General features: G+C 64.2%; 12 protein-coding genes. 8 read left to right on the top strand and 4 right to left on the bottom strand.

Going from position 1 to position 13,645, the window contains the following annotated elements; translation table 11 throughout:
• Positions 1 to 327: 327 nt before the first annotated feature.
• Positions 328 to 2,256: a tetratricopeptide repeat protein gene (locus JFN91_RS11295; protein ID WP_199389304.1), complete on the bottom strand. Its 1,929-nt coding sequence runs from the start codon at positions 2,254 to 2,256 to the stop codon at positions 328 to 330.
• Between the two features lie 316 nt (positions 2,257 to 2,572).
• Between JFN91_RS11295 and JFN91_RS11300 the strand changes: the two genes are divergently transcribed.
• The 3 genes from JFN91_RS11300 to thiL are packed head-to-tail and all read left to right on the top strand — an operon-like array spanning position 2,573 to position 6,517.
• Positions 2,573 to 3,013 carry an Hsp20/alpha crystallin family protein gene (locus tag JFN91_RS11300; RefSeq protein WP_183345531.1) on the top strand — a complete coding sequence of 147 codons (441 nt, stop codon included), beginning with the start codon at positions 2,573 to 2,575 and terminating at the stop codon, positions 3,011 to 3,013.
• A 10-nt stretch (positions 3,014 to 3,023) separates the two neighbouring features.
• The gene (gene lon, locus JFN91_RS11305) at positions 3,024 to 5,462 is read left to right on the top strand and encodes an endopeptidase La (RefSeq protein WP_199389305.1); all 2,439 of its coding nucleotides are present in this window, start codon (positions 3,024 to 3,026) and stop codon (positions 5,460 to 5,462) included.
• The gene (gene thiL, locus JFN91_RS11310) at positions 5,459 to 6,517 is read left to right on the top strand and encodes a thiamine-phosphate kinase (RefSeq protein WP_199389306.1); all 1,059 of its coding nucleotides are present in this window, start codon (positions 5,459 to 5,461) and stop codon (positions 6,515 to 6,517) included. The genes lon and thiL overlap by 4 nt, the downstream gene beginning before the upstream one ends.
• Here the strand turns inward: thiL and JFN91_RS11315 are convergent.
• Both JFN91_RS11315 and JFN91_RS11320 read right to left on the bottom strand, forming a co-directional pair.
• Positions 6,514 to 6,912 carry a secondary thiamine-phosphate synthase enzyme YjbQ gene (locus JFN91_RS11315; RefSeq protein ID WP_199389307.1) on the bottom strand — a complete coding sequence of 133 codons (399 nt, stop codon included), beginning with the start codon at positions 6,910 to 6,912 and terminating at the stop codon, positions 6,514 to 6,516. The genes thiL and JFN91_RS11315 overlap by 4 nt on opposite strands.
• A 191-nt stretch (positions 6,913 to 7,103) precedes the next feature.
• A complete protein-coding gene (locus JFN91_RS11320; RefSeq protein ID WP_328746792.1) occupies positions 7,104 to 7,559 on the bottom strand; it encodes a tetratricopeptide repeat protein in 456 nt (151 codons plus the stop codon).
• Between the two features lie 183 nt (positions 7,560 to 7,742).
• On the opposite strand from JFN91_RS11320, the gene folK reads away from it, so the two are divergent.
• The 3 genes from folK to fsa are packed head-to-tail and all read left to right on the top strand — an operon-like array spanning position 7,743 to position 9,140.
• On the top strand, positions 7,743 to 8,231 hold the full coding sequence (folK, locus tag JFN91_RS11325; protein ID WP_199389308.1) for a 2-amino-4-hydroxy-6-hydroxymethyldihydropteridine diphosphokinase: 489 nt from the start codon (positions 7,743 to 7,745) through the stop codon (positions 8,229 to 8,231).
• An 8-nt stretch (positions 8,232 to 8,239) separates the two neighbouring features.
• Positions 8,240 to 8,476, top strand: coding sequence for a YHS domain-containing protein (locus tag JFN91_RS11330; protein WP_199389309.1), 237 nt, complete (start codon positions 8,240 to 8,242; stop codon positions 8,474 to 8,476).
• Between the two features lie 19 nt (positions 8,477 to 8,495).
• The gene (fsa, locus tag JFN91_RS11335; protein WP_129127247.1) at positions 8,496 to 9,140 is read left to right on the top strand and encodes a fructose-6-phosphate aldolase; all 645 of its coding nucleotides are present in this window, start codon (positions 8,496 to 8,498) and stop codon (positions 9,138 to 9,140) included.
• 90 nt (positions 9,141 to 9,230) lie between these two features.
• Here the strand turns inward: fsa and JFN91_RS11340 are convergent, their stop codons facing one another.
• Positions 9,231 to 9,842, bottom strand: a complete 612-nt coding sequence (locus tag JFN91_RS11340; protein ID WP_199389310.1) for a DedA family protein — start codon at positions 9,840 to 9,842, stop codon at positions 9,231 to 9,233.
• A gap of 146 nt (positions 9,843 to 9,988) precedes the next feature.
• Between JFN91_RS11340 and JFN91_RS11345 the strand changes: the two genes are divergently transcribed.
• Both JFN91_RS11345 and JFN91_RS11350 read left to right on the top strand, forming a co-directional pair.
• Positions 9,989 to 11,635, top strand: coding sequence for a putative manganese-dependent inorganic diphosphatase (locus JFN91_RS11345; RefSeq protein ID WP_199389493.1), 1,647 nt, complete (start codon positions 9,989 to 9,991; stop codon positions 11,633 to 11,635).
• On the top strand, positions 11,636 to 13,516 hold the full coding sequence (locus JFN91_RS11350; protein WP_199389311.1) for a bifunctional homocysteine S-methyltransferase/methylenetetrahydrofolate reductase: 1,881 nt from the start codon (positions 11,636 to 11,638) through the stop codon (positions 13,514 to 13,516). It begins immediately after the preceding gene.
• Positions 13,517 to 13,645 lie beyond the last annotated feature (129 nt).

Consider the following 13,645-nt stretch of genomic DNA (forward strand, 5'->3'; position numbering starts at 1 on the left):
GGGACAGGCTCCGTCAGGTGCCTGTCCCTCTGGCGGAACGCTCCTTTCAGCTCTACCACCCCCAACGACAAGGGGACAGGCACCTGGCGGAGCCAGTCCCCTTCTTCTTTCTTGATCCCCCCTCCCCTTGCGGGAGGGGGCTCGGGGGTGGGGGAGGGTGCCATCATCCCCGCAGGTGGCGGCTTCACCCACCCCCCGTCCCCCTCCCGTCAAGGGAGGGGGGGAAGGAACCCTTCCGGCGCGCCAGCCTGGCCCTGCATACGCAAAAAAAGGCAGCCCCCCGCGGGGGGCTGCCTTTTCATATGGTGCTGCTGCCGAAGTCGGCGGCTACTCTTCCTTGTGCTTCTTCTTGGAGGAGGACTTCTTCTTTTTGGAGGAGGACTTCTTGGAGGACTTCTCTTCCTTCTCCTTGGACTTCTTCCCTTTCTTACCCTTCTTGGACTTGCTCCCGCTCGAACCCTTGTGCTTGCGGAAGCTCCTCGGCTCGGGGTTGAACTCGTCCTTGATGTTGCTTAACAGGACCTGGGCCTCTTCCAGTTCCGGGTCGGCCTTCCGGGCCGCCTCGAGCGATTCCTTGGCCTCGGCGATGTGGCCGTCCTTCATCTGCACGCGCCCCATGGCGTTCAGGGCCTTGGCGTGGTCAGGCTTCAGCTTCACCGCCTCCTTGTATTCGTCGGTGGCGGCGGTGTAGTTCTTCTGGAACTCGTACACCAACCCCAGCTTATAGTGGGCGTTGGCGTCGTTGGGGGAGAGTTCCACGCCTTCCTTCAAGAGCTTGGCCAGGGAGTCGTAGTTCTTGTTCTTGACGTAGATGGCGGTGAGGGCGGTGCGGGCCTCCTGGTCATCCTTCTTCAGGCGCAGCACTTCCTGATATTCGTTGGCGGCCTGATCCATCTCGTTGCGCTTGCGCAAGAGGTTGGCGAGCTCGCGGTGGGTTTCCAGCGACTCCGGGTCCAGTTTGATGGCGGCCTGGTAGGCGCTGATGGCCGAGTCGAGGTCCTTGGTGTTCACGAAGGCGCGCGCCAGCTTGAGCTGGGTAGGCGCATCGGCCGGGTTGGCCTTGATCAGCGCCTGGTACTGCTCCAGCGCCTGCGGGAAGCTGCCACGCAGCGTGTAGATTTCGGCGAGACGCTGGCGCGCCTGCTGGTTGTCCGGCGTGCTGGCGAGCACCTGGCGGTATTCCACCACCGCCTCGTCCAGGAGCGCCTTGCGCTCATAGATGCCGGCCAGGTTCAGGTGCAGCTGCGGGTTTTCACCCTTGTTCCTGATGGCGTCGCGGTAGTAGGACATCGCCTCGTCCTCGCGCCCCACCGCCAGCAGGCAGTCGCCCAGGCGCTGCTGCGCCACGGCGTCGGTCGGCTCCTCGGCGATCCTGAGGCGATACTCGCTGATCGCCATCTCGTAGTCCTTGGCGTTCTTGTACTGGTCGGCGAGCGCCATGTGGTCGACCTTGGGCGTCTCCTTCACCTTGGGTCCGATGCCGGCCAGCACCCGCTCGTACTCGGCGCTCTTCTGGTCCCCCTTGCGGACGTACCCTTCGGCGAGCAGGCGGTGCACTTCCTTGTTGCCCGGCTCGGCAATGGCGGCCTGCTTCAGTTCGGTCACCGCCTTGTCGGTCTCGCCGCGGGCGAGGAGCAGGGCTCCCAGTCCCAGGCGCGCCCGGGCGTTGCCCGGCTGGATGGCGAGCGCCTTTTTGTATTCGTCCTCGGCCTTCTGCTTCTGCCCCACCGCGTCGTAGGAAACGGCCAGGTCGTTATGCAGAGAGGCGTCTTCGGGGAAGGCGGCCAGTGCCTCGGTGTAGTGGAAGATGGCGAGCTGGTGCAGATCCTTCTGCGCCAGGATGCGGGCGAGGCCGCCGTGGTAGCGCGGGTCGCCGGCCTTCAAGCCCTGGGAGAGCTCGACCGCCGCCTCCTCACTGGCCCCTTTCTGCAGGTGCAACAGGCCCAGGTTGCCGCTGGCGGGGTAGAAGTCCGGGTCCAGCGCGAGGGTCTCGCGGTACTCCTGGATGGCGGCATCGACGTTGCCGCTGCGCTCGAAGGCGAGGGCCTTCAGGTAACGGCCGGGGGCGCCGGTGGGGCAGAGCTCCGCCACGCGCTTTTCGGCATCCTTCTTCTTTTGCTCGCTCGCCTGCGGCGGAAGTTCCAGGATGATCTTCTTCGCTTCCAGGCAGGAGTTGGTCGCCGGGAAGGGCCAACTGAAGCCGGTGCTGAACAGGGTCACCGCCAGAAGCGATGACAGTGCTGCGTATCTTTTCATGTAGGGCCCTTTTATTCGAGAGAACGTTTGGTGGGGGCGCAGGTGCCGCGCCGGGGGCTCGGCCCGATGCTGCCGGGCGCTGCCGGGCGGTGGGGCCCGGTGAGGTTGCCGGATTATACACATCGGAACTCATAAATTCAATTCCAAAACGGTAATCATTAACGATCCCGAGATCTTGACCCCGCAAACCCGCACGGGGTGAGGGGGGCTGTCAGGTTAAGGCGGATTACCTTGACTTTCATGATAAAGATGGTTAAATCATCTGCACCGGCCACGGGCCGGTTTTTCATTAATAGCCGTGCAACAGAGGGGCGCGATGGCGGTAATTCCCAAGGAACCTTTGGAATGGCTGAACCTGTTCCGCCAACAGATGGACGAGATCTTCCGTTTTCTCTCCACGCTGGAGGGGCGGGAAGGCTTCACCGACAAGGAACAGTCCCCGCTGCTGGACATCTACGAAACCGACCGCTCCTTCGTGGTCGAGGTGGAACTCCCCGGCTGCGACCGCAGCGACATCACCCTGAGCCTGTGCTGCTCCACCCTGGTGGTGGAGGGGACGGCACGGGACGAAACGGAGCCAGGCGCCACCTACACCTGCCTTGAGCGCGGCACCGGCCGCTTTTGCAGGGCCATCGAGGTGCCTCCCGGCGTCGACCTGGAGGGGGTGCAGGCGCGCTACCGGCGCGGTCTGCTCACGGTCGAGTTCCCCTGGTGCAAGGGGGAGACGCCGCACATCCGCGAGATCCCTATTCAGTAAGGAGAGGTACATGGAAAACAGGCAGGAAACCGAAGAGCTTAATATACCGGATGTTCTGCCGCTGCTCCCGGTACGGGACGTGGTCGTATATCCCTACATGATTCTGCCGCTTTTCGTGGGGCGCGAGATCTCCATCGCCGCGGTCGACCACGCCCTTTCCAAGGACCGCATGATCTTTCTGGCCACGCAAAGGGACGTGGGGGACGAGGACCCGGCCCCGGAGGCGATCTACGAGGTCGGCACCGTCGCCATGATCATGCGCATGCTGAAGCTTCCCGACGGCAGGGTGAAGATCCTGGTGCAGGGGCTCACGAAAGGGCGCATCACCGAATACCTGGCCGAGAAGCCTTTTTACTCGGTACGCATCGACCGCATCATCGAGCCGGCGGCCCCGGAGAACACGCTGGAGTCCGAGGCCCTGATCCGCACGGTGAAGGAAGAGCTGGCCAAGATCGTGGCGCTGGGCAAGGCCGTCTCCCCCGAGGTGATGGTCATCGTCGAGAACATGCAGGAGCCGGGCGCCCTGGCCGACCTGGTGGCCAGCAATATCGGCCTTAAGGTGGAAGAAGCGCAGGGGCTCTTGGAGGTGATCGATCCGCTGGAGCGCCTGAAGAAGGTGAACGACCTCCTCAACAAGGAAAGCGAACTCCTCAACATGCAGGCCCGCATCCAGTCCGCCGCCAAGGAGGAGATGGGCAAGAGCCAGCGTGAGTACTACCTGCGCGAGCAGCTGCGCGCCATCCAGCAGGAACTGGGCGAGACCGACGCCAGAAGCGAGGAGATGGCCGAACTGAGAAAAGCCATCGAAAACGCCAAGATGCCGCAGAACGTCGAGAAGGAGGCCCTGAAACAGCTCGGGCGCCTGGAGCAGATGCATCCTGACGCCGCCGAGGCGGGCATGCTCAGGACCTTCCTGGACTGGATGGTGGATATCCCCTGGGGCAAAGCGACCAAGGACGCCCTGGAGATCAACCGCGCCTCCGAAATCCTCAACGAGGACCACTACTTCCTGGAGAAGGTGAAGGAGCGCATCCTCGAGTTCCTGGCGGTCAGAAAACTCAAGAAGAAGATGAAGGGGCCCATCCTCTGCTTCGTCGGACCTCCCGGCGTCGGCAAGACCAGCCTGGGCAAGTCCATCGCCCGCGCCATGGGGAGGAAGTTCGTGCGCATCTCGCTGGGCGGCGTGCGCGACGAGGCCGAGATCCGCGGCCACCGGCGCACCTACGTCGGGGCGCTGCCGGGCCGGATCATCCAGGGGCTCAAGCAGGCCGGCTCCAACAACCCGGTCTTCATGCTGGACGAGTTGGACAAGCTGGGTTCCGACTTCAGGGGCGACCCCTCCTCGGCCCTGCTGGAGGTGCTCGACCCGGAGCAGAACAACAGCTTCTCGGACCACTACATCAACCTCCCCTTCAACCTGTCCAACGTGATGTTCATCGCGACGGCCAACCAGATGGACACCATTCCGGGGCCGCTGCGCGACAGGATGGAGGTGATCAATCTCTCCGGCTACACCGAGGAGGAGAAGCTCGGCATCGCCAAGCGCTACCTGGTGCCGCGCCAGGTGAAGGAAAACGGCATCACCGAGGAGATCGCGGTCTTCTCGGAGGAGGCGCTGCGCACCATCATCGCCAAGTACACCCGCGAGGCGGGCCTTAGGAACCTGGAGCGCGAGATCGGCAGTGTCTGCCGCAAGGTGGCCAGGAAGTTCGCCGAAGGCAAAGGGGAGAAGTTCGTCATCACCGCTGGCACCGTGCCCAAGTACCTCGGTCCCCCGAAGTTCCTGCGCGAAGAGGAGATGGAGAAGAACGAGGTCGGCGTGGTCACCGGTCTCGCCTGGACCCCGGTAGGGGGCGAGGTGCTCTTCGTCGAGGCGACGGTTATGAAAGGGAAGGGTGGGCTGACCCTCACCGGCCAATTGGGCGACGTGATGAAGGAGTCGGTCCAGGCCGCACTCTCCTACATCCGTTCCAAGACCGCGGAACTGAACATCCCCGAGGACTTCAGCTCCAGCATCGACATCCACGTGCACGTCCCGGCCGGCGCCATCCCGAAAGACGGCCCCTCGGCGGGCGTCACCATGGCGACCGCGCTGGTCTCGGCGCTCACCAAGATCCCGGTGCGCAAGGAAGTCGCCATGACCGGCGAGATCACCCTGCGCGGCAAGGTGCTCCCCATCGGCGGGCTGAAGGAGAAGATCCTCGCCGCGGCGCGCCTGGGCGTCACCACGGTGATCATCCCGATACAGAACAAGAAGGACCTCGAGGACGTCCCCAAGACCATCCTCAAGAAGCTCAAGATCGTCACCGCCGCCAACATCGACGACGTGCTGGCGGTTGCTCTCGAGAAGTTCCCGCCCCCGGCGCCCAAGGCGGCCAAGCCTGAGCCGCCGAAAACCAAGGTCAGAACCCGCGTGCCGGTCCCGGCCCCGGTGAGGGGCAAGGCTTGAAACTAGCCGAACTGGGCGAATTCGGCCTGATAGACAGGATCAAGGCAAACGTCGCCGCGTCACCCTCGGTGCTTCTGGGCATCGGGGACGACGCGGCGGCGCTGTCTCCTACCCCCGGACAGGTCACCCTGATCACCTCCGACATGCTGCTGGAAGGGGTCCACTTCGACCTCTCCTTCTGCGACCCGCGCACCCTGGGCAGAAAATCCCTTTCCGTCAACCTTTCCGATGTCGCCGCCATGGGGGCGCGCCCGCGCCACTTCCTGCTCGGCGTCGCGCTCCCCAAAGATATCCCACTCGAATTCATGGACGGCTTCATGGCCGGCATGCTGGAGCAGGCACAGCGCTACGGCGCCACCTTGGTAGGCGGCGACACCTGTGCCTCCAAGGGGGGACTGGCCATTTCGGTGACCGCGTTGGGCGAGCAGCGTCCTGACTTGGTGCTGAAGCGCAGCGGCGCAAAGCCGGGGGATCTGGTTTGCGTGACCGGGACGGTCGGGGATGCGGCGGCGGGGCTCAAGCAGCTTTTTGCCGGGGTGCGGGAAGGCTTCCTGGTGGCGCGGCAGTTGGATCCGACGCCGAGGGTGGAGGCTGGGGTGGCGTTGGCCGAGGCCGGTGTCGTTACCGCCATGATCGACGTAAGCGACGGGGTGCTGCAGGATCTGGGGCACATCTGCGAGATGTCGGGAGTGGGGGCGCGCCTGGAACTGGCCCGGTTGCCGCTTTCCGAGCACTACCTGGCTTACTGTGGCCACACTGATCATGCTCCCCCCGCCCTTTGGGAGAGGGGAGGGGGTGAGGGCGCTGCTACCGGCAAGTTGTATCCTGGTAACGATCCCTTCGCGCTGGCCCTGTCCGGCGGGGAAGACTACGAACTGCTTTTCTGCATCCCTGCCGGCAAGGAGTCCGAGGTGGCAGCCATCTGTGCCTCCGTGAACCTCCCTGTCTCCGTGATCGGGAAAATCACCACGGGCGCCGGCATTGAACTCACCGCCCCCGACGGCTCATCCTACACGCCGCCGCGGCGCGGCTTCGACCACTTCGGCGCGGACTAGTCCGCGCTGATCCTTACCGCCACCTTCCTCTCCCTCGGTCCGTCGAACTCGCAGAAGTAGAGGGCCTGCCAGGTGCCCAGGAGGAGCTTGCCCCGGTCGATCAGGAGCCGCTGGCAGCTCCCCACCAGGGTCGACTTGACGTGGGCCGCGGAATTCCCCTCGGCGTGGGTGAAGTAATGCTCGTCCGGCACCAGCCGGTCCAGGCAGTTGGCGATGTCGCGCTTTACTGCCGGGTCCGCCCCCTCGTTCACCGTGACTCCTGCCGTCGTATGCATCACGAAGACGTCGCAGCTGCCGGTCCCGACCATGCTGGCCGCAATGAGGCCCTGGACCATGGCGGTGATATCGATCAACTCCGTCCTCTCCCTGCTTTTCAATGTCAGGTACTGGATCATCCGTCCCTCCGACGTTACGGGGACTGGCTCCGCAGGTGCCTGTCCCCCTTGCCCCCTTATTCCTTATCCCTTATCCCTTACCCAGGTACAGCCTCAGCCCCTCCCCCCGGAGGGGGGAGGCTGGGAGGGGGGCGCCGCAGCCTAACATCTCCCCCTCCCTAACCCTCCCCCTCCGGGGGAGGGAACATGGGCTATCTCCTAAAGAGGCTGCTCCGAATCTTGCCCAGGTACTTGTTGAGCGGGTTGCCCCTGGAGAGGAAGGGGATGACCGGGGATTCGCGGTGCCCCAGCGACTGTAGCAGCTTCATGATAGCCGGGTTCTTCCCTACTCTGAGCCCGAGGTTGAGCGACCGGATCGCCTCTTTTTTCCTCCCCGCGACCAGGTATATCGTGCCCAGACGCAGGAAGTGGCTGGAGTTTCTTGGCTCCCTCTTGATGGCTTCCTGGCACAGGGCCACCGCCGTCTTTATGTTCCCGGTCGCCTGGGCCAGCGCCAGGGCGTAGAGAGAGACGTGGTCCGGGGTGCGCTGCTGTTCCATGGCAGCCTGCAGGTAGCGCAGCGCGGACGAGAAGCGGCGGGCCTCCAGTTCCTCCTGGCCGATATGCACCAGTTCGGTCGTTTCCATTTGGGCAAGTTCGGGGTTCACACGGCTCTCCTGTCTGCAGCGCTAACATTAAGATGGGATACTATACCATTTAATTTGTGACATGGGAAACCGGCAAGTTGCCCCCGGAGGAGCTATCCCCGCGTTTTCGTTGGCTGCGAACGGCTGCGCCGTTGCGGCGGGCAGGGTTGAAAAAAAAAGGGATTTGTGTTCTAATCTGCGGCTGTGGAACAGTGCGCGTACATAGGGCTGGGGTGCAACATCGGCGACCGGGAGCTGAAGCTCCTGATGGCGATTGCGGAGTTGGGCAAGCTGCCGCAAACCAGGGTCACTGCCGTTTCCCCCTTCTACGAGACCGAACCGGTCGGAGGGGTGCCCCAGGACAACTTCTACAATGCCGTGGTGCGCCTCAACACCGACCTGGCGCCGCTGGAACTCCTGGACCGGCTCAAGAAGCTGGAGACCGGGGTCTTCCACCGGGTGCCGTCGCAGCGCTGGGGCGCCCGCAGCATGGACCTCGACATCCTCCTCTACGGCGAACTGGTCTTCAGCTGCGAAGAGCTCACCATCCCGCATCCGCGCCTGGCCGAGCGTCGTTTCGCCCTCCAGCCGCTGTCCGACATCGCACCGGACCTGGTGCACCCGACTCTGGGCAGACGCATCATCGAACTGTTGACCGAGCTGACCTCGCCCGAGAAGGTGGTCAGGATTTAGGGGGACGAGTGAAGTTTTTGATCTGGGCACTGCTGGCGTACCTCGTGTACCGCATGTTCGTCGGCAAGTCGTCCGAAAAGATAGCGAAAAAAGAACCTGTCGCCGCCGAGACCTTCCAGGATCCGGTCTGCGGCGTGTACATAGCCGAGGCCGATGCGGTGGTCGGCAGGCTGGAGGGGAAGCGCTACCACTTCTGCTCCATAGACTGTTTGAAAAAATTCGAAGAGATGCAGCAAGGGCACTAACAACACAACCGGAGGAAAGATGAAGTTTTTTATCGACACAGCGGACGTAAAAGAGATTCGGGAGGCCAACGAACTGGGACTGGTGGACGGCGTCACCACCAACCCCTCCCTGATCGCCAAGAGCGGCCGGCGTTTTGAGGAAGTAATCAAGGAGATCACCGAGATCGTGGACGGCCCCATCTCCGCGGAGGTCATCTCCCTGGAGCATGACGGCATGATCGCCGAGGCCACCGAGCTGGCCAAGATCCACCCCAACATCGTCATCAAGCTCCCGATGACCCCGGAAGGGCTCAAGGCGACCAAGACCCTCTACAAACAGGGGATCAAGACCAACGTCACCCTGATCTTCACCCCGATGCAGGCCCTCCTGGCCGCCAAGGCCGGCGCTACCTACGTCTCTCCGTTCGTCGGCCGCCTGGACGACATCTCCCAGGACGGCATGGGGATCATCGAAGAGATCAGGACCATCTTCGACAACTACGGCATGGATGCCCAGATCATCGTGGCCAGCATCAGGAACCCGGTGCACGTGCTCAACTCCGCTCTCATCGGCGCGGACGTCTGCACCATTCCGTACTCGGTCATGCTGCAGCTTGCCAAGCACCCGCTCACCGATGCCGGCATCAAGAAGTTCCTGGAAGACTGGGAGAAGGTTCCCAAGTAGAGGACGACGCGGGAGGCTGCTCCCGCAGATCGGGTAACAAAGGCGTTACTGAGGGCGGGTCCTGGACCCGCCCTTGCTTTATGGTGGGGATTATTCCGGGGATTGGGCGCGCTTGCAGCGCTGCAGGCGGACGTAGACGGCGATGATCACCGCGCTGGCGACCAGGACGCCGATGACCGCCTGGTGCGAGTAGCGCATGATCAGTTCCTGGTTACTGCCGATGAAGTAGCCGATGAAGGTGAGCACGGTGACCCAGATGCCGGCGCCGAGCAGGGTGTAGAGCGAGAATTTGACGTGGTTCATGCCGGCGAGTCCGGCCGGGAGCGAGATCAGGTGACGCACCACCGGCAACAGCCTGCCGATGAAGGTCGAGATCTCGCCGTGGTCCTGGAAGAAACGCTCCACCTTGGCGAACTTCTCTTCGGTGATGAAGACGTACTTGCCGTACTTCAGGATCAGCGGGCGGCCCAGGTAGTGCGCCGCGAAATAGTTGGCGTAGGCGCCGATGAGGCTACCCACGGTGCCGCAGACGATGGCCACCACCATGCTCATCTGTCCCTGCTGGGCCAGGTAACCCGCCGGCGGCATCACCAGTTCGCTGGGGATCGGGAAGACGGAGCTTTCCAGGGCCATCAGGAGAAAGATGCCGGGGTAGCCCATGGCCCCTATGGTTTCGACCAGCCACTGTACTGCTGCATGCATGCCTTACTCTCCTTTATCGCTTTCTTTGCCGGCGCCATTCTATACGGCGTGCGCCAAAAAAACGACTAATTTAATTTTTTTCCGTCTCGCAGCGAGGCCGCTGAGGTGAGCTCCCCGGCCCGCGCGGGACGCACATGAAAGGAAACATGGACAAGCAGATCTTCGTTATCGGCCATAGAAACCCCGACACCGATTCGGTCGCCTCGGCCGTCGCCTACGCCCACCTGAAGCGGGCGCTGGGGGATGAGCGGGTCACCGCCGCCATGGCCGGCAACCTGAACCCCCAGACCACCTGGCTTTTGGGGCGGCTCGGCATCGAGGCGCCGTTGTACCTGGCCGACGTGCACCCCAAGGTGCGCGACGTCATCCAGCGCACCCCGATCACGGTTGCCGCCGACGCACCGCTTCTGACCGCACTGGAGCAGTTCCACCACAACTCCATCAGGGTGCTGCCGGTGCTCGATGCCGCGGGCGTTCCCAAGGGGGTCATTCCCCTCAGGAAGATCGCCGAGCGCTCGCTGGTTACCGGCGCCGATTCGCTGCGACTGGTCTCCGCTTCGCTCGCCTCGCTGGCCGCCTGCCTCTCCGGGAGCTTCCTCTCCGGCAGTGCCGATGCCGCCGTGGAGAGCCTGCACCTCTTCGTCGGGGCCATGGCCGAGGAATCCTTCATCGACCGGATCTCCGGCTTCGATCCCGCCACCCTGGTGGTCGTTACCGGCGACCGCACCTCGATCCAGAAGGCTTCCATCGAGCGTGGGGTGCGCCTGCTGGTGGTGACCGGCGGCCTCCCCGTGGCCGATGACGTGGTGCAGCTGGCCCAGTCGCGCGGGGTTGCGCTCCTCTCCACACCGCTCGACACCGCGGCCACCGTTGCCCGGGCCCGCCTGGCCACCCCGGTGCTGGCGCTGGCTGTCCCGACCTTCGAGAGCGTTTCCGTCGGCGAACCGCTGGGACGGCTGCGGGACAAGCTGCTGCACTCAGGCGAGAGCGCGGTGCTGGCCCTCGAGGAGGACGGCACCCTTGCAGGCGTCGCCACCAAGTCGTCGCTGTTCGCGCCGCTTCCCTACGCCCTGATCCTGGTGGATCACAACGAGCTCACCCAATCGGTGCCGGGCGCCGAGGACCTGGAGATCCTCGAGGTGATCGACCACCACAAGCTGGGCAACCCTCCCACCAGCAATCCGATCCCCTTCATCACCGCGCCGGTCGGGAGCACCTGCACCATCGTGGCCTCGCTCTACGAGGAGCACGAGGTAGAGCCCCCCGCGCAGATCGCGGCACTGCTGCTGGCCGGTATCCTCTCGGACACGGTGATCCTCAAGTCCCCGACCACCACGCCGCGTGATCGCGCCACCGTGGCGCGCCTGGCCGCCATTGCCGGGCTCGATTGGGAGGCCTTCGGTGCGGAGATCTTCGCCGCGTCCGGCGCACTCTCCGGGTACGGCAGCCCCGAGCGGGTCGTCGGCTCCGACTTTAAGCTCTTCAGCCAGGGCGACCTGACCTTCGGCGTCGGCCAGGTCGAGGTGTTCGGCTTCGCCGAGTTCAACGACATGAAAGCGGAACTGCGCAAAGCCTTGGCGGCGCGACGCGAAAAAGAGGGGCTGGAACTCGCCGGGCTCATGGTCACCGACATCTCCACCGAGAGCACCATGTTTCTCATGGAGGGGGGGCAGGCCTTCACCCGGTTCATGGGCTACCCGCAGCCCGAGCCGCATGTCTTCGAGATGAAGGGCGTCATGTCGCGCAAGAAGCAGTTGGTGCCGCACATGATCAAGGTGCTGGGAGGACGTTAGATGAAGAAGTTCCTGGATCGGATCGCGCAAGGGGTGTTGATCGGAGACGGCGCCATCGGCACCATGCTCTACGCCAAGGGCGTGGCGCCGGAGGCGAACTTCGAGCACCTGAACCTGGTGCGCCCGGAGCTGGTGCTGGAACTGCACCGCGAGTACGTGGCCGCCGGTGCGCAGGTGATCGAGACCAACACCTTCGGCGCCAATTGCGCCAAGCTCTCCGCCATCGGCCTGGGAGGGAAGGTCGCCGAGATCAACCGCAAGGGCGCGCAGCTCGCCAGGAGCGCCGCTGACGGGCACGATGTCTTCGTGGCCGGCTCCATCGGCCCCCTGGGGCGCGGCAAGAGCGACCTCGCGCCGGAGCAGATCGCCGACTGTTTCCGCGTGCAAGCGGCGGCGCTGGCCGAGGGCGGGGTGGACCTCCTGATTCTGGAGACCTTCTCGGAACTGGACGAACTGCTGACCGCTTTGGCCGCGGCCAAGGAGACCGGGCTTCCCGTGGTAGCCAACCTTGCCTTCGGTGAAGGGGGACGCCTTCCAGGAGGTACCTCCGCCGAGGGCGCCGCGCGTGCGCTCGCCGCTGCCGGTGCCGACGTCGTGGGCGCCAACTGCGGCGCCGGGCCGCTGGAGTTGCTGGCCACCGTGAAGCGGATCGCTGCCGCCTGCTCCCTGCCGCTGGCCGCCTATCCCAACAGTGGTTTCCCCGAGTACATCGACGGCCGCTATATCTACCGCACCACCCCCGAATACTTCGCCGATCGCGCCGAGGAACTGGTCGCCGCCGGTGCCTCCCTGGTCGGCGGCTGCTGCGGCACCACTCCCGACCACATTCGGGCTATGGCTGCCAGGATGCAACCCACTCCCCTCTCCCCCCGGGAGAGGGCGCCCGAAGGGCGGGTGAGGGCGCTGCCACGAAGCGAGAGCGCTGCCACCAGCGAAGCCCTCACCCCCAGCCCCTCTCCCGAAGGGCGAGGGGAGCTTCAGGCCGGCTTTCTGGCGCGTTGGGGGACGGAGCCGGTAATCACCGTGGAACTCGATCCGCCCAAGGGGCTCGACTGCGAGAAGGTGCTGGCGGGGAGCCGGGCACTCAAGGAGGCGGGAGCCAATGCCATCAACCTGGCCGAGAACCCGCTGGCCCGCGTGCGCATGGGGAACCTGGCGCTCGCCTCGCTGATCCGCCGCGAAGTGGGCATCGAGGTGATCGCGCACGTCACCTGCCGTGACCGCAACCTGATCGGGATGCAGTCCGAGCTGATGGGGGCGAGTCTTTTGGGGGTGTCTTCCATACTGGCCGTCACCGGTGACCCGGCGAGCCTGGGCGACGAGGCGGGAGCGTCGTCGGTGTTCGACCTCAACTCCTTCACGCTGATCAAGCTATTGAGCGACCTGAACAGCGGGGTCAACGCGTTGGGCAATCCCCTCGGCTCCGGCACCGGTTTCACCATCGGTGCCGCCTTCAATCCCAACACCCAGAACATGGAAGTGCAGGTACGGCGGCTGGTGAAGAAGGTGGCCAACGGCGCCCGCTTCGCCCAAACCCAGCCCATCTACGACCTGGCACGCTTCGAAGACATGATGGAGCGGACCGCGCACCTGGGCATCCCGGTGCTCCCCGGCGTACTGCCGCTCGTTTCCGGAAGGAATGCCGAGTTCCTGCACAACGAGGTCCCCGGCATCGTCATCCCCGAGGAGATCCGCAAGCGCATGGCCGGCAAGAGCGGCGACGAGGGTGTCGCCGAAGGTCTTGCCATCGCCAAGGAATTCATCGACGCCGCCAGCGCCAAAGCCGGCGGTTTCTACCTGATTCCCCCCTTCGGCAAGTACGAGATCGCCGTGGAGTTGGTTAGGTTCATAAAAAACAGAGCGGAACACAGAGGACACTGAGGTCCACAGAGGGCACAGAGAAAGGGACTATGAAAAACCAGTAATTCCTCCTCGCCTCCGGGAGAGGGTCGGGGTGAGGGCGTTTTCCTCTGTGTCCTCTGTGTACCTCTGAGACCTCTGTGTTCCGGG

The sequence above is a fragment of the Geomonas anaerohicana genome, from assembly GCF_016458305.1.
GTDB lineage: Bacteria > Desulfobacterota > Desulfuromonadia > Geobacterales > Geobacteraceae > Geomonas > Geomonas anaerohicana.